The 23,169-nt window shown below is 37.1% G+C and carries 22 protein-coding genes, 3 tRNA genes and 5 pseudogenes; 10 read left to right on the top strand and 20 right to left on the bottom strand.

The window, feature by feature from the left end; genetic code table 11:
* Positions 1–220: 220 nt before the first annotated feature.
* The 4 genes and pseudogenes from V3564_RS00215 to ssb form a co-directional block, all read right to left on the bottom strand.
* On the bottom strand, positions 221–616 hold the full coding sequence (locus V3564_RS00215) for a type II toxin-antitoxin system HicB family antitoxin (RefSeq protein ID WP_455480864.1): 396 nt from the start codon (positions 614–616) through the stop codon (positions 221–223).
* Positions 613–810: a type II toxin-antitoxin system HicA family toxin gene (locus V3564_RS00210; protein WP_455480863.1), complete on the bottom strand. Its 198-nt coding sequence runs from the start codon at positions 808–810 to the stop codon at positions 613–615. Before V3564_RS00210 ends, V3564_RS00215 begins: the two co-directional genes overlap by 4 nt.
* A gap of 198 nt (positions 811–1,008) precedes the next feature.
* On the bottom strand, positions 1,009–1,143 hold the full coding sequence (locus V3564_RS00205) for a hypothetical protein (protein ID WP_455481489.1): 135 nt from the start codon (positions 1,141–1,143) through the stop codon (positions 1,009–1,011).
* 57 nt (positions 1,144–1,200) lie between these two features.
* Positions 1,201–1,649 (bottom strand): annotated as a pseudogene (ssb, locus tag V3564_RS00200) (single-stranded DNA-binding protein).
* 118 nt (positions 1,650–1,767) lie between these two features.
* Between ssb and V3564_RS00195 the strand changes: the two are divergent.
* From V3564_RS00195 to V3564_RS00185, 3 genes and pseudogenes are all read left to right on the top strand, one after another.
* A pseudogene (locus tag V3564_RS00195) lies at positions 1,768–1,890 on the top strand (type II toxin-antitoxin system RelE/ParE family toxin); the annotation flags it as partial.
* Between the two features lie 16 nt (positions 1,891–1,906).
* On the top strand, positions 1,907–2,149 hold the full coding sequence (locus V3564_RS00190) for an addiction module antidote protein (protein ID WP_455480862.1): 243 nt from the start codon (positions 1,907–1,909) through the stop codon (positions 2,147–2,149).
* Positions 2,150–2,673: 524 nt separating this feature from the next.
* The gene (locus V3564_RS00185; RefSeq protein WP_455480861.1) at positions 2,674–2,985 is read left to right on the top strand and encodes a hypothetical protein; all 312 of its coding nucleotides are present in this window, start codon (positions 2,674–2,676) and stop codon (positions 2,983–2,985) included.
* Between the two features lie 313 nt (positions 2,986–3,298).
* Here V3564_RS00185 and V3564_RS00180 read toward each other — a convergent pair.
* The 3 genes and pseudogenes from V3564_RS00180 to V3564_RS00170 all read right to left on the bottom strand — a co-directional run bounded on the left by V3564_RS00180 (position 3,299) and on the right by V3564_RS00170 (position 4,791).
* Positions 3,299–3,837 (bottom strand): annotated as a pseudogene (locus V3564_RS00180) (hypothetical protein).
* Positions 3,838–4,314: 477 nt separating this feature from the next.
* Positions 4,315–4,518: a hypothetical protein gene (locus tag V3564_RS00175; protein WP_455480860.1), complete on the bottom strand. Its 204-nt coding sequence runs from the start codon at positions 4,516–4,518 to the stop codon at positions 4,315–4,317.
* A 12-nt stretch (positions 4,519–4,530) separates the two neighbouring features.
* Positions 4,531–4,791, bottom strand: a complete 261-nt coding sequence (locus V3564_RS00170) for a hypothetical protein (RefSeq protein WP_455480859.1) — start codon at positions 4,789–4,791, stop codon at positions 4,531–4,533.
* Between the two features lie 536 nt (positions 4,792–5,327).
* Between V3564_RS00170 and V3564_RS00165 the strand changes: the two are divergent.
* A pseudogene (locus V3564_RS00165) lies at positions 5,328–5,995 on the top strand (hypothetical protein).
* A gap of 37 nt (positions 5,996–6,032) precedes the next feature.
* On the opposite strand, the gene V3564_RS00160 reads toward V3564_RS00165, so the two are convergent.
* From V3564_RS00160 to rplU, 7 genes are all read right to left on the bottom strand, one after another.
* A complete protein-coding gene (locus tag V3564_RS00160) occupies positions 6,033–6,332 on the bottom strand; it encodes a HigA family addiction module antitoxin (RefSeq protein ID WP_455480858.1) in 300 nt (99 codons plus the stop codon).
* Between the two features lie 18 nt (positions 6,333–6,350).
* Positions 6,351–6,632 (bottom strand): type II toxin-antitoxin system RelE/ParE family toxin, encoded by a 282-nt coding sequence (locus V3564_RS00155; RefSeq protein ID WP_455481483.1) that lies wholly within the window; start codon positions 6,630–6,632, stop codon positions 6,351–6,353.
* Positions 6,633–6,832: 200 nt separating this feature from the next.
* Positions 6,833–6,922 (bottom strand) — tRNA-Ser (locus V3564_RS00150).
* A gap of 480 nt (positions 6,923–7,402) precedes the next feature.
* Complete coding sequence (ptsP, locus tag V3564_RS00145) at positions 7,403–9,907, bottom strand: phosphoenolpyruvate--protein phosphotransferase (protein WP_455481482.1); 2,505 nt, start codon at positions 9,905–9,907, stop codon at positions 7,403–7,405.
* A gap of 649 nt (positions 9,908–10,556) precedes the next feature.
* Positions 10,557–10,769: a hypothetical protein gene (locus V3564_RS00140; protein WP_455480857.1), complete on the bottom strand. Its 213-nt coding sequence runs from the start codon at positions 10,767–10,769 to the stop codon at positions 10,557–10,559.
* A gap of 574 nt (positions 10,770–11,343) precedes the next feature.
* The gene (gene rpmA, locus V3564_RS00135) at positions 11,344–11,613 is read right to left on the bottom strand and encodes a 50S ribosomal protein L27 (protein ID WP_455480856.1); all 270 of its coding nucleotides are present in this window, start codon (positions 11,611–11,613) and stop codon (positions 11,344–11,346) included.
* A 12-nt stretch (positions 11,614–11,625) separates the two neighbouring features.
* Positions 11,626–12,090, bottom strand: coding sequence for a 50S ribosomal protein L21 (gene rplU / locus V3564_RS00130; protein ID WP_455480855.1), 465 nt, complete (start codon positions 12,088–12,090; stop codon positions 11,626–11,628).
* Positions 12,091–12,381: 291 nt separating this feature from the next.
* On the opposite strand from rplU, the gene V3564_RS00125 reads away from it, so the two are divergent.
* A tRNA-Ser gene (locus tag V3564_RS00125) sits at positions 12,382–12,471 on the top strand.
* 327 nt (positions 12,472–12,798) lie between these two features.
* On the opposite strand, the gene V3564_RS00120 is transcribed toward V3564_RS00125, so the two are convergent.
* The 4 genes and pseudogenes from V3564_RS00120 to V3564_RS00105 all read right to left on the bottom strand — a co-directional run bounded on the left by V3564_RS00120 (position 12,799) and on the right by V3564_RS00105 (position 14,228).
* Positions 12,799–13,023, bottom strand: a complete 225-nt coding sequence (locus tag V3564_RS00120) for a hypothetical protein (protein WP_455480854.1) — start codon at positions 13,021–13,023, stop codon at positions 12,799–12,801.
* A gap of 38 nt (positions 13,024–13,061) precedes the next feature.
* Positions 13,062–13,376 (bottom strand): hypothetical protein, encoded by a 315-nt coding sequence (locus V3564_RS00115; RefSeq protein WP_455480853.1) that lies wholly within the window; start codon positions 13,374–13,376, stop codon positions 13,062–13,064.
* A 1-nt stretch (position 13,377) separates the two neighbouring features.
* Positions 13,378–13,941, bottom strand: a pseudogene (locus V3564_RS00110) (hypothetical protein).
* A gap of 146 nt (positions 13,942–14,087) precedes the next feature.
* Positions 14,088–14,228, bottom strand: a complete 141-nt coding sequence (locus V3564_RS00105; RefSeq protein WP_455480852.1) for a hypothetical protein — start codon at positions 14,226–14,228, stop codon at positions 14,088–14,090.
* A gap of 5 nt (positions 14,229–14,233) precedes the next feature.
* Here V3564_RS00105 and V3564_RS00100 point away from each other — a divergent pair, with 5 nt between their 5' ends.
* Positions 14,234–14,374: a hypothetical protein gene (locus V3564_RS00100; protein ID WP_455480851.1), complete on the top strand. Its 141-nt coding sequence runs from the start codon at positions 14,234–14,236 to the stop codon at positions 14,372–14,374.
* A gap of 242 nt (positions 14,375–14,616) precedes the next feature.
* Here the strand turns inward: V3564_RS00100 and V3564_RS00095 are convergent, their stop codons facing one another.
* Both V3564_RS00095 and V3564_RS00090 read right to left on the bottom strand, forming a co-directional pair.
* Positions 14,617–17,751: an efflux RND transporter permease subunit gene (locus tag V3564_RS00095; RefSeq protein WP_455480850.1), complete on the bottom strand. Its 3,135-nt coding sequence runs from the start codon at positions 17,749–17,751 to the stop codon at positions 14,617–14,619.
* Positions 17,751–18,869, bottom strand: coding sequence for an efflux RND transporter periplasmic adaptor subunit (locus V3564_RS00090; protein WP_455481481.1), 1,119 nt, complete (start codon positions 18,867–18,869; stop codon positions 17,751–17,753). The genes V3564_RS00095 and V3564_RS00090 overlap by 1 nt, the downstream gene beginning before the upstream one ends.
* Positions 18,870–19,223: 354 nt before the next feature.
* Here V3564_RS00090 and V3564_RS00085 point away from each other — a divergent pair.
* The 4 genes from V3564_RS00085 (at position 19,224) to V3564_RS00070 (ending at position 23,168) form a co-directional block, all read left to right on the top strand.
* Positions 19,224–19,300, top strand: a tRNA-Arg gene (locus tag V3564_RS00085).
* A 329-nt stretch (positions 19,301–19,629) separates the two neighbouring features.
* On the top strand, positions 19,630–21,303 hold the full coding sequence (locus V3564_RS00080; RefSeq protein ID WP_455480849.1) for a formate--tetrahydrofolate ligase: 1,674 nt from the start codon (positions 19,630–19,632) through the stop codon (positions 21,301–21,303).
* Between the two features lie 195 nt (positions 21,304–21,498).
* Positions 21,499–21,732, top strand: a complete 234-nt coding sequence (gene rpsU, locus V3564_RS00075; RefSeq protein WP_455480848.1) for a 30S ribosomal protein S21 — start codon at positions 21,499–21,501, stop codon at positions 21,730–21,732.
* An 875-nt stretch (positions 21,733–22,607) separates the two neighbouring features.
* On the top strand, positions 22,608–23,168 hold the full coding sequence (locus V3564_RS00070) for an SH3 domain-containing protein (RefSeq protein ID WP_455480847.1): 561 nt from the start codon (positions 22,608–22,610) through the stop codon (positions 23,166–23,168).
* Position 23,169: the final 1 nt, after the last annotated feature.

The following is a 23,169-nucleotide window of genomic DNA, read 5'->3' as shown; positions in this document are numbered from 1 at the left end:
GGTGGAGAGGAAATCAGTGAAACAATCTAAAAGAGAAAGAAATGTTTAGTGTGGAAATATTAGATGCAGTGTACATCACATCAAAGATAGTTATAATCATCATAACTATCGCCTTTATTTTACCTTCTGTATTCTAATTTTTATTAACACTTTATAATTTTATACAGTTATAGGTTTTTGCTAAAAGTTCTTTAACTAAGAACCTTCTCCACATTAATCGCTAAATATTAAGCTCATGGCGTGCCGCCGTTGCCAAAAAAGCAGATCTTGTTAACCCTCTTTCTTGTGCACAATCATCAATCGCACGCAAAAGTCCTCGCTCAATCGATATATTAGTACGTACTACTTCAGCATCATTTTCAATAAAGGGAACTTGTATCAAAAAAGCTCCTTTCAACAAAGCTTCTTTAACGGCTTTTTGCTGTATGACTTCCTCAAATTTTAAGGGAGTTGGTAAAGTATCCATTTCTTCACAATAAAGTTGAAGAGCTTCGGTTGCATTTACGATTAAGTCCTCTTCTTGATCGGCAGCAGAAAAAAGCCCTTTAAAATCAGGAAACTGAACACCAAAAGCAGAATCTTTATCTTTATGAACAAGAGCAAAAAATCTTTTCATTCTTCTTCTCCTTTTTTTAACCAGCCTGCTTGTTTGGCAATAGAACACGCCATACCTATCGGAAGTTTTTTTAAGATGGGGAACAATAACCACCTTCCCTTCTTTTTCAATTTATGGTGTGAGCCTTTTACTTTCATAAGTTCAAAGCCATCACGCGTCAATTTTGCAATGATTTTTCGGCTATCTTGTTCCATTATACGCACTCATTATGTGTAAATATTTACACATTTTAATAGTCTTTAATCTGAAGTTAATTTTTTCGATTTCATAATTAAAATATCAATGAAATACGTTAAAAACGATACATAGCGAATTAAGACGTCGCTCGAAATTTACATACTTACACGATTTTGCACAAAATGCTTATAAAGCACATTAAGAACAATCCGCAATCAATGCATAAAATATGGTAATAATTGATCTTTCACAGTCAAACCAAAATGCTTAGCACTCATTTCAATTATCAATTTATTAATAGATTCACGTAGCATTTTTGCGCGTGAAATACGACCATTTGGTTCTCTCATACATCCTTAATCCGTGGTCGTCCACGTTTCGCATGTTTTTTGACCATATTTTCTTAATCAAAATGAAATATCATCATGTGTAGATACGGTGTGACTTTGTGTTGGGGCTATAATGGTAGACTGTAGAATAGGAGCATCAGAGGCATTGTTATCTTGTTTCATATCCAAGCAAATACAGCTTGCTTTTAAGCTGTGGCAAAATCACTTCTGTAGTGTAGCGATCAATACCTTTGTTATCTTGCCATTTGCGTGTCTGTAATCGCCCTTCGATATAAACCTTTGAACCTTTGAACCTTTGCTTAAATACTGAAGAGCAATTTTTGCAAAATGTGGATTAAAAAATACCACGGAATGCCATTTGTTTTTTCTACTTTTTGATTGGTTCCTTTGCCAGTATAGCTATGAGAAGTAGTCATGCTGAAATTTACAACCTCAGCCCCAGAGGGCATTGTTTTACTTTCGGGATCAGCACCAAAACATCCAATTAAAGTTACTTTGTTTAGCATATTTTCATGTTCATTAAATTTATGTTTTATACGAGGACTATTTTATCATAAATTCTTATACTTTTACAATGTTTTCAAAAAGATATTATTAATATATAGAATTATATTTTATTGCTAACTAAAAATAAATTACGGCCTTGGCTATCGGATTTATTTTGTAAAAAGAGGACAAGAAATTATTTTATTATTAAACGCAGGCGACAAATCAATTCAACAAAAGGATATCGAAAAAGCCCTTTAATTAGTAAAAGAGATTAATGATGAAAATAAAAGCCTTTGATGCCAGCGAGTTTTTTCAAACTCCTGAAGATTTGAAAAAACTCTTACGAGATGCTTTAGAAACCAAAGATAGTGGCTACATTTCACATATATTAGGGATTATCGCACGCAAACAAGGAATGACAGCAATTTCCAACGAAACAGGATTAAACCGAGAGTCTCTTTATCACTCTTTAAGCGAAAAAGGTAACCTTCGGCCTTCTACTTTTTTAGTGTTTTAGATGCCTTAGATTTGCAAATCAGCTTAAAACTCCTCCCTAAAAGTTGTAAACAACAAACAGCTTTAGAGAAAATTTAAAGAAGTATTTTTACCACTTTTACCGTAAATTCTCCAAAACTCATCTTGCTCTGTAATGAAATTTTATATTTTATCTTTTCATAATCAAAAATTGAAATAAGATGCATACAAGTTGATTCCAAAGACATAGAGCTTTTTCAGCAGATCCCCCCTCCATTCTTAATAGCCGTATTAACTTAGGTAGTACTTAATCCATTAAATAAGATTGTAAACATTGTAATTGCGTTAACTTTATGAATACTATTAAATTTCTTTCTTATAATATATCTACAGAATCAGAACCCATTAGTATAAATAGCGCTGATGAATTTTTTAAGGAAGGAACGCACTCTCCTACTATAATTGATAATCAGTACGTTACTTTAACAATCGAAAAATTTTATGTAAACTCGAATATTTGCTATTGGATTTATGCTTTAATGAGAAAAAAATCCTTACAATAATGAAGTGATTGATTCTGAAAATAACTACCAAAATCTTCCCAATCCGCGTTCTAGCCAATTAATTGAACAGGATCAGCAATATTTTGGAATTTTTATTCCTCGAGCATCCGTTCTTTTTTCTTCAAATAAAAAGCTAAACACTTCTCTGCAGTTAAAACACAAAGAATCTTTTTCCTCCTCAACAATGAGCATTTCGCCCGCTGTTGTTAGTGAACAAGAAATTAATGAAAAACTGCGCTCAGTTAAAAAAATAGAACTGAAATATAAAAACTCAAAAATACCAGACCTGTTTGGAATATCAACAAAAAAGCCTTGAAGGGAATAGCTCAAAATTCTATTGGAGAATTTTCCACTGACGACCTTACTGAAATTACGTTTAGCTTAGATCTTAAATGAAAAGAGGGTAATAATTTTAAAAAAGATTCTTTGTGGAAATTTCTTCGAAAGAGCGCAAAAGATCCTGTATTGAAGAAAGTGAATATTTTTGGCGAGACACATAATGCTTTCGAACTAATCTTTAATACTGAAAATTTTCAGCATCAAATAAATGTTAAGGTACCGAAAGATAATGATGGTATGTATAATGCAATTCTTGTAAAGAGAGAATTAGAACATCAAATTGAAGAATTTTACGATGGCTTTTTAATGGAAGACTGTAACGTATAAACAGATATCTTTATTAAACTGCGCGTATAAAACATAAGAAAAAGCACACGAGTTAAAAAAAAGTACCAAAGCGCGATATCTAAAGACCAAAATACGGCATCCAAGTACCAAAGTGCGATATCCAATGAAACAGAGAACATGCGCTCCACATACTGAAAAATGACTGGTAAAGAAACAGTTTCCTTATAACTTTTTGGGAAAATTAAGGCGACAAGCGCTAAAGCTATTAGCTCTAAGAGTTTGTACATATACCGTTGTAAATCAAGTGTTAGAAGCTTCCAAATTGTTGTATTGCCACGTCTGTATTTTGGATTGTGTTGCAATTCTGAAGGAAGTTGTGAGTTGCATAAAATCGCAAAAATAGTTGTTACTATTACCAAAGAAATAGACGCGAATGTCAAAACACCCTGAATAAAGTCAGAGTTTTTTTTACTCCTAAAAAGCATAAGAATGCAAAAACTATAATACCGCACAAGACCCTTAGCTGGTTATCTGTAAACATACGCACTTCCTTTGTAAAAATTATTATTTTTAAAATTAGTCTCTTATATAAAGATATAAACTACTTTTTTAGTATCATTAGCATGCGCCCCTGTAACTCCATGCTCTAACTTGCACTTTGATACCGAAGTCTACTCTTCAAGTTATCTTCACATTTTAAACACCCACCACCCTAAACGAAACCACATAAAGAGTGCTCAACAGCTGTCGCAATAATTTCTGGGAACCAGCTGCTTGCCCACGTTTTTTAAAAACAAATGTTTTAAAATTGAGTATTTTTTAGAATCTTTAATTTACATTAATAGATTTACTTGCTTTAAATGGGACACTACACAGCTGTTTTCACTTTCAGCGGTAATTTTACACCAAAAAAACTTTTTAATCACTTTCTAAAATGTATATCCAATCCAAAATAATTAGTAATTTTCACTATTTTGCTATTTTTTCATACCCTTTAAAACATCTTTAAGCTCTTTTCTCATCTCTTCCATACGTTCATCGTTAACGGCGTGCCCTGCTCTTTGCCCTCTTCTTCAGGCATTCCAAGAGAAGTCATGACAATACCACAAGTCAATCTGATCTCTTCTTCAAGCTTTTCACAGTAAAAACGAAAATCAGCACTCGATGGCATAAACGTCGTGCTTAAACTTTCCACCTTCCCTTTCAAAACATCCTTGGTCACTTTTTGGAGTGCTCAACTACTAATCCCATTAAAAGCATAAAAATACGCAAATGCTGTAGACTTTTCATCCGCTCCAAACTGACTCTTCAACCCACCAGAAAGAACCGAAAATGCCGTTTTAATCTCGTTTTCACGGACTGTCTGCCTAAATGCCGATAACGCATCATTGGTGAGAGATGTAACCATTTTCATTTCCGTTGCAGAGGGTTTTTGTCCCTTCTTCCAACGAAGCGGGAAGATATTCGTCCTTCGCAAATAAAAATTCGTACGCACTACCGCCATCTTTGATATTGGACATGTACTGTGCAGCGCGATTTTTTTTAGACAAAAAATGCATTGCAATCACCTATTTTGAAGCTGATCTATGCGTCTATCATAGAGGAAGAATAGCTTCGGCTCTTACACAATTATCAGACTGGAAATATGAAATTAAACACATCTAAAAAATAAAACTGCAAACTATTTAAAATATGGAAGCGCTATTCTAACGCCTTCTAGTCTCCCGCCCTCTTCCATAACAACTTTTCATGAAATGCGTGATTCACGCCACAGATAAACTGCATCTAAAATTAGGAGAAAAGATATGCCACATCGCCCTCCCACCATAACACAGCCAGCCATTGCTCGTGCCCTAAGAGAAGCTAAAAAACAAGGCTGCGAATTAATATAAATCAAGCCTACGGGTGAATTGCTAATCTACCTTAATACGGGAATCGGAGTACCTAAAACTGCTACCCATCCAGACAAATTATTAGATTTGCCAAAGAATGAATATTACGAAGCTTTGCTCTCTAAGATGTGAAGCTGCTATGCCAAAGCCACGCCCTCCTCATCTTGTTAAAGAAATTACACGCCATGGCAAAACTATATGGTATGTGCGTATTGGTCATGGGCAACGAATTAGAATCCACGGGATTTATGGAACGCAAGAATTTGTTGACAACTATAAAAGCGCCCTAGCCCAATCACAAGGGCTCATACTTCCTAAATCCAAACCAGGAAAACTTATTGAAAGTTCCTTTGCATGGCTTCTCAAACAATATTTTAACAGCGTCAATTGGCACAGCCTAGCTAAAGCTACAAAAGACAAAGAGAACTTCATTCTTAGAAGGTGTGCGATGCCATAGGAAATATTCCATACAGAGAAATTAAAAACACGCATATCATAGCTGGTGTTGAACGACGCAAAAAAACACCAGAAACTGCGAGAAACTTTCTAAAAGCACTGAACGGGCTTTTTAAATGGGCAATCTGTTCAGAGATGTTTGTAACGCAGCAGGCATTAAAAAATCTAGCACATGGATTAAGAAAACTAACAGCAACGCGTGCAACCAATGCAGGCGCTACAGTTTCTTAAATGAAAGCGCTTTTTGGTTGGACTGAAGACAACATGGCATCGCTCTATACCAAAACAGCAGATAGAAAACGACTAGCAATAGAAGCAATCAAAAAAATTAGGATAATGGGTAGCTGCTAAAAAACAAACCAAAGCAGCATCAAAATTACTAACGAAATCAAAGTAGCGTTTGAGTAGCATCAGAAACCAGAGGAGAAATAGGTGGTTGTGTCTGTTGCATTGCTTGCCATAAATTATAGTTTGTTTGCATATCCAACCAAAACTTTGCTTTACTAAAACCAGCCAATTCTAATTTAACTGCAAGCTCGGTGCTCATAGAAGCATGCCCGTTAATCACTCTTGATAGAGAAGCTCTTGTCATATGGAGATGGCCAGCTAATTTTTGTATTGTTAGCCCCATTTCTTCCAAGAAAGCTACTTTTAGAACTTCGCCCGGATGTGCGGGATTATGCATCATTTGTTTTCATTCCTTTCATCAATAGTAATCTTGATAATCAACAAGCTCCACATCTGTTCCGATAAAGCAAAAAGCAACACGCCAATTGCCGTTGATCCATATAGAATAGTATCCTGCAAACTCACCTTGCAGAGGATGCATTTTAAAGGCAAGCGCTTTCAACATTTCAGGTATAGTAGCACTTGTTAAAGCCGTTAAGATAACGTGTAATTTTTTTACGTAACCTGATCGAATAGCTTTTGTGGAACCCGTTGTATAAAACAATTTTAAGCCCTTATGTTTGAAACTCATAATTGCTATTGCTACCCCTTGTCGTACACTATTACTACACGGTCAATAAAAATAAGATCAAGCACCATACTGGCAAGTCTGATTTCATATCTGGGTAAATGATTGAGAATAAGCTTAAAAAAGTTCGAGATAAGCAAAAAATAAGTTAATGGAATCAATGAAATAAAAATTCCCGCACTTTTATGTAATCTATTGATTTTATTATATTATGGCGGAGAGAGAGGGATTCGAACCCTCGATATGGTTTCCCATATACACGCGTTCCAGGCGTGCGCCTTCAACCACTCGGCCACCTCTCCAGAGTTTTGCACTATACCCAGAAAGAAATAACACGCAAGTCTAAACTATACACTCAAAATTTAAAAAACAATTTCATTTATCAAAATAAGATGTAATACTTGTTAAATAACAAGCACATCATCTTTTTTAAAAAACAATTTTTTTCCGTGGATAGACATCTAAAACGCGATCACTGGATCATCATAAATCAGAAATTTTTGTACCCATGTGCACATCTTCTCACTAGTGAACAGCACTATCTTCAAATTGATATGCTGTCCATATTTTTAAAATATCAAATAATTAAGTACTACTACCAACCCGTTACCACTAAATTGTATCCCAATAAGCAAGATAAGCGGCTGCATTAACTTTCTTGGTCATCAACATTAAAATGCGCTTCACGAGGATAATAAAATTCATTGCAATAAAAATGATTTATAATGTGATTACTTGACCAAATTACAGAATTGACGAACCCTCCTTAAAACTCTTGCACATCACCTTATATCATTGCTAAGGGTGCGTACAGCTCGTGCAGTTTCGCACTGTAATGCTTTTTGTGCTAAAATTTTCATATCTTCAAAACTATGCGCCTGCAAACACGCTTTTACTGAAGAAATATCACAGGATATCATAGAAAGTTCATTAATCCCCAATCCAGTCAAAATCATCGCAGCAAAAGGATCTCCAGCCATACCGCCACACACACTAACCCAACATTTATGTTTTGCTGCGCCCTGAATAGTCTGATGAATCATGCGCAAAACCGCTGGATCAAGACTATCAGCTTCAAACACAAGGTAAGGATTTTGTCGATCAACAGCCATCGTATACTGGGTTAAGTCGTTTGTTCCAATTGAGAAAAAATCAACATGGGCACTCAAAACATCTGCCATAATAGCCGCTGCTGGAACTTCAATCATAATACCCAGCTTTAACTTTGGTGCATCAATATCGTTGCGAATTTCTTCTGCAATCTTTTTTATAGCAAAAACCTCTGAAACAGACATGACCATTGGAAACAGAATCCATAAATCTCCCCCCTCTTTTGCTGCTCGATACAGAGCACGTAACTGGGGAACTAAAAGATCACGCCGACGTAACAAAAGCCGTGTTCCTCGAACACCTAAAAAAGGATTGTTCTCTTTAGGTAAATGTAAATGCGTAACCTGTTTATCCCCACCAATATCGAGCGCACGAATAATTAATGGCTTATCTCCTACAGCTGTAATCATAGCTCGGTACACATCAAACTGTGCCTTTTCATCCGGAATATGTGGACTATCTAAAAACAAAAATTCTGTACGCATGAGTCCAACACCTTCAGCCCCCAAATCAAGCGCAACAGGAACCTGATGTGCATAGTTGACATTAGCCATGATACGGATCCTTTGGCCATCTGTTGTTTGCGCTGGTAATCTGCACACGCATATTTCACTGTCACGCTTTTGCGCGACAATATTTATCTGTTTTTGAGCATCTGAAACGTCTTCAGGCATAGGGTCAAGATAAATAAATCCATTATCGCCATCAATAATGGCCTGAACATCACACTCAACTGCTAAAACATTAGCACCTGCAGCAACAACCATTGGAATACCAAGGGTACGCGCTAAAATAGCTGTATGAGACAGTGGGCCTCCCCATGCTGTTGCTAATCCCTGTACTTTTGTAGAATCAAGCTGAGCTGCATCAGAGGGAGATAAATCATCTGTGACCAGAATAACACCATGTGGGATATCATTTAAAAAGAATGATCTATACGATGGATTAATCTCACCTAAAACACGACGACCGACATCAACTAAGTTAACAGAACGCGCCGCTAAGAAAGGATTATCTGCTTTAAAAAACATATCTGCAAACTGTCGAACTGCTCTATCCCAAGACCAGGCTACACCATGACCTTCTGCCATAAAACGACAAGCTTGAGCTATCAGATTTTCATCTTCAAGCAAAACCATTTGTGCAGAAAAAATCGCAGCAGAATCTGCTCCTATACGCGCTGTAATATCCGCAATAACTGATGCCATTTTACGTTTTGTTTTTGTAAGGGCATTTTCAAGACACGCAGCACCAATTGCAAAATCAATTGGCTGATCCGGTATAAAAATATCATTCTGCCTTAAAACAAAAATCTTGCCGAAAGCTAACCCTGAACTTGCTCCAACACCAGAAATACCTTTTTTTCTAGAACGCGGATACCAACCGTGAAAAGTCTTAGTTTGAGCTTCTATCTCTCTCACAACACATTTTTCACTTATGCTCACTTTTTTCACAACAGAGATTGCATCCTTAAGAAGTTGTGTACCTTCTGCAGCATCTGTCGAAAAAATCAAAACATCACCGTTTTTTGCTCCTAATTGCAATAAACCAACCAAATTTTTCATTTCAACGGCATGCTGACCACGACGAACTCTGATAGAGCTATGAGCTTTTTTTGCAAAGTCAACCCAAAGAGAAGCCGGTCGCGCGTGAAGACCACTTGGATAATCTAAAGTCCATTCCTGACACACAGAAAGGTCACCAATAAAAGTCTTCCCCATCTTAATGTCCTGACCAAAAAGAGTTGTAACAATCTGTTGTTTGTTGTCAGTTGTTAAAAGTACTTCAAGCCGTTCCTTATCAAATAAAAGATGCGTCAATTTTTTACAAATTTCTCTATAGCGATCTGGACAAGCCGCAATGGCAATAACTAAACGTGCTTTATTTCCGTCCCACCACTCAACTCCAGCAGGAATCTGTATAACAGAAACAGCATCCCTGATAATCAAATCACGACTTTCAACCATTCCATGAGGAATTGCTATACCATTCCCAAGCCAAGTATTTGTTATTGCTTCACGTTGAAGCATACTTGCCAGATAACATTTTCCAACTGCACCAACCTGCACAAGCAATTCAACAGCAGCGTGAATCGCATCATTTTTATGATCAAAAGCAGCTGCAAGTTGTACAGATTTTATAGACAAAATTTCTATCTCGTTAAAACCTGTATCCATTGCTTCCATTTCCTCACATCTCATGACAAATTTAGACTGCCTTACATTTGAGCATGAATATTTTTGATAACTTTCACTTCAAAGCTGCTTTTCCAAAAACACAAAGTTTAAATGACACAGTAACTTTCCTTTGTAGTGCAGAATATAACCAAATGAGGCGTTTAAATACCCCAACATTCCCTATCAAACAATTGGATATCACTGCCCACTGAATTTCTGAAGGCCACAATAGAGAAATCCGACCCTACTTTTTACTTCACAAAGACAACTGCCCTGGTCTTTACATACTCAATCAACTGAAAAGCTATTTTCAAAAAACGCTCTCATCATTCCAAGTTATTCGACATAACTTGTCACTATTCCTCATGTAAGAAAGCAAAATACCTCAATTATCTACAACTTTAGCTAACATTTTAACTTCCCAAAAACTGAGAAACCTGCACTTTCCCTTCTCTGATTTATTACATGATCACAAGTCTCTACACGTAACCCACTCCTTAAAATTCCGTGCAGCTAAATATATCACGACATAAAATTTTCAGATATAACTTGACAACATTGTAGACTTCCCTTCCTCATAAATATCGCAATCGCAGAATGTTCTCTGTCTGCATACCCGCCAAGTATGTGCATTCAAAAAACAATACTCTCAACAGCTAAAATCAAAAAAAGCTCCACAAATGACCTCAATTTTAGGTACTTTTACAAATAAAACCAATAAAGCTATCAAAGTGAAAAGCACTTTTAGCTTAAATTGGACTTTGCTCTTATACTGGTAGAGTTTATCTTCGTAACGCTCAATAATAGATAGATTAAAAAATATTCTTGATGTAATTGATTGCACATCTGTCACTTCGATCATCCCAAACTAAATTTCCTTAAGTGTAATTTCACTCTAGATTTACTGGAAATCCCTCAACACCCATTACTCAAAAAGTAATTTTGATCAAAACTCTTACAAACCTTCTTACGTATTTCTTCTCTTTTAAACGGATAACCTAACCAATACCCATAACCGTTAAAAAAAATTGTGAACACAGCGACACCAAAAAACTGATCCGCCCTCACCACAATGATCGCGCAAACGCTTCCATCAAGTTTCTCTAAAATTCTCCGAAAATAAATTGTCTAACGCTTTTTCATGCATGAAAAGAAAGCAGACTTTCCGCATCATTCCTCATTATACACCGATTATTGTTCGCTCTATCATCACATCAATGTATTCAGTACAAACAAAACATAACACCAATCTTTTAATTATTTAGGAAACAGATTTTCCCAGATTCTATTTTCCAGTTTCCTACAGACCCTCATTTTGCATCATATCATAGAGAACAAAAAAGGAAAGATAGTACCCCACCTTTCCTTTCCAAAACTCATAATCTCACAACCAAAATCCAATGAAATTTCGGCTTATTAGCAGAGAATGCTACAGATCACTCTACTGTCCCTACCATAGGAATGACCGAAACATATGAACGGTTATTCGCTTTTCTTTGAAAAGAAACCGTTCCATTTGACAGCGCAAAAAGAGTATGATCTTTTCCAATGCCAACATTGTCACCAGGGTGCCAACGCGTACCACGCTGACGAACAATAATATTTCCAGCGATAACGGCTTCACCACCAAATTTTTTAACACCAAGACGTTTTGATTCTGAATCGCGGCCATTACGCGAGGAACCACCAGCTTTTTTATGTGCCATGGACGTTCTCCTTTAATCTTCTTTACTATTTGATGCTGCAGCCGCTTTCTTCTGCGGCGCGGTCTTTTTTTCGGCAGTTTTCTTGGCTGTTTTCTTAACAGAAGCGGTAGCTTTTGTTTCCTTTGTCGTCTCTTTTAATACAGCTGCTTTTTTAGGCTTTGAACCACCCGTTAAAATTTCTAAAATACGAAGTGTTGTTAATTCTTGGCGATGACCACGCGTGCGTTTCGAATTTTGACGACGGCGCTTCTTAAATGAGATAACCTTACGTCCACGTACCTGCCCTACAATCTCTGCCGTAACCAAAGCATCTGCAACAAAAGGCGCACCAATAACCGCATCACCCTCTTGCCCAACCATCAATACATTTTTGAATTCAACAATATCACCGGCATTGCCAATAATTTTCTCAATGCTCACCACTTGGCTAGCAACAACACGGTATTGCTTACCACCAGTTTTAATGACTGCGAACATTTTTTATCCTTTCGTTCATTCCAGCTCTTATTTAGCTCTTACCTTATCAATAAGGGAAAATAGGCTGCTTCTTATCAGTCGTAATAGATTTTTAAGAAGGATAAAAACATCCTCCCAAACACAAACACGCGCAGATTCCTACACGCTTGCATTTTATGGTATATGGCGAAATTTCTATTCCCTGTCAATAAAGTCTCACAAAAAAGCAAAAAAGGTTGTGCTAAAAGAAATTGAAGGTTATCTACCCGCCTATACTTAAACAGTGTGAAATTTTGTCGCACTTTAACATATGGAGAGATGGCTGAGTGGTTGAAAGCACCGCACTCGAAATGCGGCATAGGGGCAACTCTATCGGGGGTTCAAATCCCTCTCTCTCCGCCACAGTATCTACAAAATGACCTCATTAAAAATCTTTATTAGGTGCTCATCTGCATGTAATTTGCACCAAGTTTTGTACCAATTGATTTTTCCAAAAAACTTTTAGAAAACTTTTAAAGATTCTGTAAAGTCTTCTCTTCTTTTTGCTATAAAATTCCTATTTTTATAGTTTTTCGCTCTTTTTTGATTTTCTTCTGTCAAACTCCAATTTTGCAAATAGCGCAGCTAAAATAATAATAAAAATAATAGATTATTGTGCATTCCTATCTCATTACACCTCTTCTTACTTAATACAAAATCTACTGTTAAATTATATTTATTCTGCACGTCTCACCTGATGTGCAACAGCTCTATTGCTAAACTATCGCGGTTCTCAGCTTTGTTTTCTCCGCAGAGTATTAGTAACAATTCATTTGCTAATTCTTTATCAAACTCAATATTCCATTGATCAAATGAATTAATATTCATTTGAGTACCTTCAACAAAAATACGATGCTCATAAAGTGCAATGAGACGTTCCAGTGCAAAAGGTGTTAATAAATCCTGAACCAGCATAATACTAGGATGGTTTCTCTCAAAACTTCTATGAAGTGCTAAACTATCTGCTTCACGCCTACCAATTTTATTTTTGCAAGAATACACAGAACATCTTCGATATTACATCCCTTCATCAAAGCCTTTAATTGTGCTAAGTAGTTCGCTATCAACATGGCATACATAGAATGTAAATTTCGCTCATGCCCTTTTATAAATAAAACAAACTCTATAGAAATAACATCTGTTCCTTGATGCAGAAACTGAAAAAAGGCACGTCGACTATTTGTCCTTGAAATACTCCAAACAACCAGCTCACTTGAAAAAGTTAATGGCTTACCATCCAAAGAAACCTGCTTACTATTTGATTCCATATCAAATTGTTGCAAATAAAGCAGGAAAACGCGCTAAACGCTGTGCATAGGGAATAGTAGCACATGATAAATAACCACAAATAACACGATGCCAAAATCCTAAAAGAGAAAATCGAATAGGAATATTTTTATACAAAAGCATCGTTTTAAAATGTTTATCCATCTGCTAGGCGCCACTGAAAAACTAGAAAAACTATCATTTATCGCCAACATAATAATAAGACCAATAGCTGACCAAATCGCATAACGCCCCCTCCAACCAAATTCCAAAATCCAAAAACTCTTGAAAAATCTAGCCAAAATCTGCTACTTTATTAAGCGCACTTAAAACAGCAACATAATGCATGCAAACAGCTTTTCCCCTTAAATGTGAACTAATCCATTGACGTGCAACTTGAGTATTTACCATTGTTTCAGCCATTGTAAAAGTTTTAGAAGCAATGACAAAGAATGTTATTGTTGGATTCACAACAAAAACAGTATTAGAAATACGTGCACCGTAAGCATTAAACACAAAATAACAATGCGAACCATCGTGATAAGGTTTTAAAACATTCGTAACCATTGCAGATCCAAGATCAGAGCCACCAATACCAATATTTACGATATCGTTTCCTTTCGCAACTGCTTCCCTTATAGCTGCCATCACGAACCATTTCAGAGAATCTTTCCATATAAACAAGAACGCGACCATCCAACATGAACACTTCGTCAGCAAGCAAACGTAATGCAAAATGCAATATGAAGAACTGAGCGCTTTTCAGTTGCATTAATGGCCTTACCGGAAAACATTGCCCCATGCAGGCCTAACACATCTGCTGTGATAACCAAATCTTCTAGGAACTGCAACATTTTAAATGTTACGCTACATTTCAAAAAATCGAAAAGGGGATCGTCAAGCCTTAAAGAAAAATGGGAAAAACGCTGTTTATCTTTTAGAAAATGCAGACGAATATCACAAATCCCATCCTTTGCAGCGTACCCTCTTAAAGCTTTAAAAATTTCCTAAAAAGCTTTTTCGTTTCGAAGCGATAAATCATCTCCCATGGACTTATTTCACACAGTTATTGAAAATGTCATTTACGGACAAACAATAATGAAACAGAAAATGCCTCTTTTATAACCAATCCTTACTGCTCACATACAAAATGGAGCAGTACGAAGACATAAAGAATAAGGCTCAAAAACGGCATTTTTTAAAACGAAAATAAAAAAACTTTAACCTTTCCTACCAGATATATCATTCAACTTGACTGAGCTCTCTTGCCAAGCTTGTAGCTTCTTCTGCTTTTGGTCTCACAAAACGTCCAAGAAAGAGATAAACAATCGGTGTGAGATAAAGTGTAAAAATAGTTGCTAAACCTAAACCACCAACGATAACCCAACCTAAGGCTGTACGTGCTTCTGCACCAGCACCTTTGGCTAAAACCAAAGGAATACCCCCTAAAATAGCACAAATCATCGTCATACAAACTGGACGAAGACGGATATTTGCTGCCTCTTCTACAGCTTCACGCACACTTTTACCTTGATCACGCAACTGATCTGCAAATTCAACAATGAGGATACCATTTTTGGCCATAATGCCAACTAACAAAATTAAACCAATTTGACTGTAAATATTAAGGCTAACTCCACTTAAAAGCATAGCAATTACAGCACAACCAACCCCTAATGGTACAGTAGCTATAATAATAAATCCTGAAACAAAACTTTCAAATTGTGCGGCCAAAACTAATAAAATAATCACAAAGGCAATTCCAAAAACAATCATAAAATTGGAAAGTGTTTCATTAAGTGTCGCTGCTTCCCCCAAAGGAACTAGATAATTTCCTTCCGACAACAAAGGAGCAGCAATTTTCTGTACAGTCTGATAAGCATTCCCTAAAGCGACACCTGGAGCAAGATTTGCACTTAAAATAACAGCACTCATGCGTTTCTCCCGTTTTAGTTGGGGAGCGATAGCTTTTTCATGTAAATTCGCAATAACTGACAAAGGAACATACTGATTTTCTTTTGTTTTTAAAAAAATGTTTTCTAAATCACCAGGACTCTTCATAGGATTCTTACGCGATGTCAATTTAACATCATAAGAATGATCATCCACGGAAACGGAACCGATCTTTTTACCATCCAACATTGCTTGTAATGTATTACCCAAATTTGTGATATCAATCCCTAAATCAGATGCTTTTTCTCGATTAATTTCAATAAAAAATTGTGGTTGCGTCGTATCAACAGTAAGACGTGGACGAATAAAATGCGGATCAGCTTGTAAAGCATTAACCAGCTTATCAGCAGTGTGTTGTAATTTCGTATAATCATTCCCCAAAATTGCAAATTGTAATCCTTGACCAGTTCCCCTCACACCTAAAGAATTTCCCTGCGCAGAAAATACAAAAACTGCAGGAAATTGTCTAACCTTTGCATTAACATCTTCTAGGATTTGTTGCTGACTACGTAAACGCTTATCCCAAGATGAAAGCAACAAAACCAAAAAACCGGTATTAGACGAACCACCAAAGCCTGCGATAGAATAAGTGTTAGCAATTTCTCCAGAAGCACGTAACGGTTGTAAACTCGCTTCAATTTGCTCTATCTGCTCATTCAGATATTCCGTTGAAATACCCTGTGGCCCATTAATGACCAAAAAGATAAGAGCCCTGTCTTCTGTTGGTGTCAATTCCTGTTGCAACTTCATATAGCCTCCAACACAAAAACCCGCAAAAATAAGTGAAGCAAAGACAACAGCCCAGGGCTTTCCTAAACATTTATGCAAACTATGAGCATACCCTTTAGAAAAAAAAGAGCCAAATTTATACAAAAAAGCAAAATGACGTGCTTCTTGTTCATTACTTTCGACATTTCCCTTGAGAAAGCGTGAAGCCAACATAGGACAAAGAGTTAAAGCAACAATCGAAGAAAGCAAAATAGAGACTGCCAATACAAAACCAAATTCTCTAAAAAGCCCTCCAATTTGTCCAGGAAGGAAAGAAATAGGCACAAAAACCGCCACTAAAGTCAATGTTGTTGCTAAAACAGCAAAAAATACTTCACGTGTTCCTAGAACCGCTGCCGCCTTAGAACCTAATCCCATATTGCGCCACCGAACAATATTCTCAAGAACAACAATGGCATCATCCACCACAAGCCCTGTTGCCAAAACAAGTCCTAAAAACGTGAGAATATTCAATGAAAATCCCACAAGATAAATAGCCGCAATTGTACCAATCAAAGCTACAGGAAGAGATAAAGTAGGAATAAGCGTTACACGAATATCTTTTAAAAAAAGGAAAATAACCAAAACAACACTAAGAATAGCAATGACCAATGCAACCTCAACCTCATGAAGTGCGCTTTTAATAAAAAGTGCATCGTCATTAACAATACTTATATGTACAGAAGAAGGAATAACACTTTTGAGGTTATCGAGAGTCGCTCTAACACCCTTGGAAATATTAAGGGCATTGGATTGTGCTTTACGCACAATACCCAACCCGACTCCCGTCTTTCCATTGATACGAAGAATAACCGGTTCTAAATCAGGCGACAAAGTAACACGCGCAACATCACCAAGATGCACATGAGGCTTTAAGACAACTTGTTCAAAAGCTTCTGGTGTTGTTAAACGTGCAGTAGCACGTACAATTAAAGCTTGCTTAGAGTTACGTAATGATCCAACTGGCACATCCGTTGTCATATCAGCAAGAACACGTGAAATATCTGCCACGGTTAATCCATAACTGGCAAGTCTCGCTTGATCTACATCAATCTGAAAAATCTTCGTGCGAGCACTATCGAGCTGTACATCACCAACACCATCAACAGCAGAAAGTGCATCAACAATTTGATCGTTTACAACCGTCGTTAAATCATCAATGCTCATCGTTGGTGAAGTTACAACCAAATACATCATCGCAGAAGCATTCGAATCTGCTTTAATGATAAGAGGTGTATCCGCATCCTTGGGTAAAGAATGGTCAACACGAGACAGAGCATCACGAATATCAGATGCTGCAACATTCAAATCCACACCAACATTAAAACTAACCTCCACACGGGAACGCCCAAAAGAAGAAGTTGAAGAAATCGTCTTAACACCTGAAACACGAGAAACAGCATCTTCTATAATTCTTGTAATTTCACGATCAATTGTTTCTGCTGATGCACCAGAAAAAGTGGTCATAATTGTCGTCACTGGAGTATCAACATCCGGTAATTCGCGTACATCAACGTTCAACCATGCAGCAAGTCCTGCAATCATGATCATAGCATTCACAACGAAAGTAAAAACTGGCCTACGAATAAATAAGGCAATTATACTACCTTGCTCCGCCTGTACCATAGACTGTTTCGTACTAAACTCTTGGCTCATTATACATCCTGCCCATAAACTAATGATAATTGCTGTTGATGAGCTTTTGGATCATCAAAAGTAACCCTGCTTCCTGGGTGGAGCATCTGTACTCCCTGTATGACAACTTGATCACCATTTTCTAAGGGTGCGTCCACAAATACCTGATCTGCTTTATGCTGAATAATTGATACTGGAACAGGTTCTACCTTTCCCTCTCTTACACGCCAAACGAATGATCCGCTGCTGTTCCATTGAACTGCAAGAGGGTTAACAACAGGAAAAGAGCCACCATGGAATTGAAACGCAACAGAAAAAGACATACCAGACAGAAGTGTATCTTTTTCATTATTGATTTCAACTTGAATATGAAGTGTGCGGCTTTTTGGATCAACAACATTATCAATCGCATAAATGTGACCAACAAAAGCTTTATTCGGCTGTGCCGTTAATGTTGCAGTCACTTCATCTCCTTTATGTATCTGCGATACATATCGTTCAGGAACCCATATATCGACTAAAATACGTTCCCTATTCTCAATATGGCCTATTACAGTATTAAGGGTTACAGCATTGCCCTCATCAATGGGTAAAATGCCAACAACTCCGCTAATTGGTGCACGAATTGTTCGCCGATCAAGCGCTAAATCAGCATCACGCAAAGCCAAATTTGCGTTATCTAACTCTAAGCGTGCAGTAATCTCCTGAACTTCCGTTGCTGTATTGCTGGAACGTAACTTAAGAACACGCGAAAGCGTTAATTCACTATTATCACGTTGTACTTTTGCTTTTGCAGCCGTTATCTCTTCCTTTTTAGAATCAAGCTTTGCAATCGCATCACCCATTTGTACTTTTGTACCAGCTGACACAAAAAGCTTATCAACAACACCTGATGACCAAGGGGTTAACTCCACTGCAGCAAATGCTCGTCCACTACCAAGTGCATTCAATTGTTCATAAAAATCTTGAACTTTAACAAGATCAACAACAACATTTGTCGGTGGCCTTCCCATCAACGCACTTGATGTCTTATTCATTACAGGAATAAATCGCTCTGAACTCTGTTTCCCCTCCCAGTAAGCAATCATCAAAACGACAATGAAAAACACCGGTGGAAAGATCTTTTTTAACAACCCCATAACATCTATCCTTGCTTTTAACATGCAAATCTGTTCGAAATACTCCTCAACAGTAGCATCCGAATTTCAAACAAAAACCGAATTGTAGGCAGTGTTCTGCTCCTCACTGCAAAAAAATACCCCATTTACATCTGATTATCTTGCATAGCTTAAAGCGTCAAGTTAACTATCGTTCATGTAACAAAAAACACCATGTAAAAACCCAACTGAAATCAGAAATATACTTTTACCTTTACTAAAAATGTATAACGGATAAAATGATAAAATTTCCATTTTTACTAAGTTTCACTTGCAATTTCTAAATGAAACGATTAGGAAGCCCTTGTCTTAATGATGTAAAATTGAAGGATGTATGCACCCGTAGCTCAGCTGGATAGAGCACCAGACTACGAATCTGGGGGTCAGGAGTTCGAATCTCTTCGGGTGCGCCATCGTTCTTTTCTCTTAGGCTCGAAGCCTTCCTTGAATACAATTCTCCAGTACATAAATAAGGCATACTGTATAAGATTTTGAACAATCTCTATATTTTCTTGCACTCTCAAAAAATATCTTTGCGCTTTTCAGTCATCATCTCTCTGTTTTCTCAATTTAAAGACCACCAGCAATTAATTTGTGTTGCCCTAATTTAACATTCTTTCCTAGCACAACATGCAATCAACTTTTATAGTATCCTATCATATTTCCATGTGCTATGGTTCTATTGCCTGATTATAGTGCACGACCTAAATGCTAACAAACATCAAATTTAAAGAATTTTCCTATGTCTAAAACAGATATCGAAATTGCGCGCGCTGCTCATAAGCGTCCCATTACTGAAATTGCACAGAAAATTGGTATTGCACATGAAAATCTCATCCCGTATGGACATGACAAAGCTAAAATTTCTTCTGCATACATAAAATCTCTCAATAAAAATCCAGATGGTAAACTTATCCTTGTCACCGCTATAAATCCAACACCTGCCGGAGAAGGAAAAACAACGACAACGGTTGGACTAAATGATGCACTTAATCTTATTGGAAAAAAAACAATAGCCACCTTAAGAGAACCATCTTTAGGTCCTTGTTTTGGTAGGAAAGGTGGTGCTGCTGGAGGTGGTTATGCCCAAGTTGTACCAATGGATGACCTTAATTTGCATTTTACTGGCGATTTTCATGCCATTACAGCTGCTCATAATCTTCTTGCCGCAATGATAGATAATCATATCTACTGGGGAAACACTCTGAACATTGATCCACGCCGCATTGTCTGGAAGCGAGTCCTTGATATGAATGACCGCGCATTGCGCGATATCGTTATTTCATTGGGGGGAGTCACCAACGGCTTTCCACGTCAAACAGGTTTTGATATTACTGTCGCATCAGAAATTATGGCCATTTTTTGTCTTGCCGAAAATCTAGAAAATCTTACACAAAGACTCAAAAAAATTATCATCGCCTATCGTTATGATAAAACGCCTGTGACAGTCGCTGACCTTAATGCAGAAGGTGCAATGACAGTGCTCCTCAAAGAGGCCATGCAGCCCAACCTCGTACAAACAATTGAAAATAACCCTGTTTTTGTCCACGGGGGACCTTTTGCTAATATTGCACATGGCTGTAATTCAGTTATCGCAACAAAAACTGCCTTAAAACTCGCCGATTATGTTGTCACGGAAGCAGGATTTGGAGCCGATCTTGGAGCAGAGAAATTCTTTAACATTAAATGTCGACAAGCAGATATTGTACCAGATGCTACTGTGATTGTCGCAACAATTCGCGCATTAAAAATGAATGGCGGTGTAGATAAAAATAATTTGATAACAGAGAATATCACTGCTTTAAAAAAGGGAGCAGCCAATCTTTTACGGCATATCACAAACATGGAACACTATGGTATCCCTTGTATTATTGCTATCAATTATTTTGAGACTGATAGCGATGCTGAAATAAGTACGTTACAAAAAATAGTTGCAACAACTGGACACAAAGCCGTTCTCTGCAAGCATTGGAAACACGGTGGGAAAGGCGCTATAGAACTCGCACAAAAACTTGTTACCTTAATTGAAGAAAAAAGTGCCCGTTTTAAAGTTCTGTATCAAGATGACCTTCCACTCGTTCAAAAAATTAATTCTATTATAACAACTCTATATGGTGGACGTGGAGCTATCATCCCGGATTCTCTTCTCAAACAGCTTGAATGCTGGGAAAAAGAAGGTTTTGGCGCATACCCTATTTGTATGGCTAAAACCCCCTATTCCTTTTCTTCTGATCCTACTCAATATGGTGCCCCTGTTGATTTTGAAATTCCTGTACGAGAAATTCGTCTCTTGGCGGGTGCAGGCTTTATTGTCGTTATTTGCGGAGATGTCATGACCATGCCTGGCTTACCGCATTACCCTATCGCTGAAAAGTTTTATCTTGATGAAAATGATCAGATACAAGGACTTTCATAACCTTGTATTTGTGAACCCGGTCATTCATTAGAAAGAGTGCCTTATAGCAAAAAGAATAGAATTTTAAAAAGCGATATAGACAAACACCTTCTTTATATGATATACATCTCTGATATGTGTTCTTTTAGATATCTCTTTAAAAGACGGTGGGTTTTTTCCTATTATTTATGGCAGTGAAACAAGGCAGGATAAGCAGTGCAAGTACTTGTTCGTGATAATAATGTTGATCAGGCGCTACGCGCGCTGAAAAAAAAGATGCAGCGTGAAGGTATCTTCCGTGAAATGAAAATGCGTGGTTATTATGAAAAACCATCGGAGAAGCGTGCTCGTGAAAAGGCTGAAGCTGTTCGTCGCACACGTAAGCTTGCTCGTAAACGTGCGCAAAGAGAAGGTCTTGTTGGTAACGTTCGTACTGCTGCACCGAAGTAGTATACTTCTTTAATGTATTATAAAGTTATATTCGCAAGAATGCAGACATTAACAGTGAGTGTTGGATGTTGTTTGTTGTCTCTTAATATAATTTTTTCTATGCACAAATCCTGTGAGGGTATTCACATCTGATTCAAATTCAATTTCAAATCCTTTGGATAAGCTCAGACCGCGAAATATAAATCACTATCACAATATGCAATTGTGTGCGTAACGATTCTGAATTAATACGTGTTAATATAGCTCCATCTGTCTGTTTAACATACTGCATATTACCAATTAATCATCCCTACAACCAAACCGTAAAGTTTGTAAGAAGTGTTACCCCTGAGAACCAGCATCTTTATATTTGCAAAAGTCATAAGCCAACTATACCTTGGTCTCCTCTCAACGTTGCTCATGTTCTTGCATTTAAACGTTTCATTAACAGACATTTAATCTCATTCTAAAGTTGCTTTTCAAGCCACATGCCAATTCTTTTACTGAGCTATTATTATTTAACAGTTTCTTTAATTCATAATACGCGTATAGCTGTATCCCATTTCAGAAATAAACCACACAGATTAGATGCAATATTCTAGCACCCGTCATACAAAAGCTGATACAGCTTAAAAGATACTCAACGGTTCCAATATCTAATATTTATCTCAAGCAGACAACTACATGAGAATTGGAATCTTATTAAAGATATACCATAATAAGCAAACACAGCATTACAAAGCTTAAATTTTGGTTTTATTTTTATTCTTGTAACAGTTTTCTCATTGTTTAGATCTCTTTAACCAGCGATATGTTATAGCTTTTGTTCATTTTCAATCCTATCTTCCAGATCTTAATTGCCAATATATAGAAGTGAAGAGATAAAAGGTTTAATTGTGCAATATTCTAGTTGGTTTCGATTCTCAATGCCCGCATTATGTACTCTAATAGCAGGAGTCTTTGTATTCAGTTCACTTCGTTTTTTGTATGCACAAACATTTAATCAAAATTTAGGGCCAAGTGGTTTACCTCTTCCTCGGTTTGCTTCGATTAAACCCACGCGTGTTAATGTGCGCGTCGGACCAGGAAGCAATTATTCTATCATCTTTACCTACAAAAAACAGGGATTACCTATTGAAATCATCCAAGAATATGATCAATGGCGCAAAATTCGTGATGCCGAAGGTGATGAGGGATGGGTATATCAATCGCTTTTATCAGGAAAAAGAACCGCTATAACTATTCCATGGCAAAAAGATAAAACAAAAAGGCTGATGCTACGCAAAAGCCCCGCAGACAACGCAGAACTTGTAGCAGAAGTAGAGCCTAATGTCATTGGTAATATTCGTCAATGCGATGGACACTGGTGCGAACTAAACATTAAGAATGTCCGAGGATGGCTCCATCAACCCCAATTATGGGGAATCTATCCTGATGAAAAAATAAAAGGTTGGTAAA

The sequence above is a fragment of the Bartonella sp. B12(2025) genome (assembly GCF_053795135.1).
The sequence above is the reverse complement of the archived record's forward strand: the minus strand, read 5'-3'. Positions and strand labels throughout refer to the sequence as shown.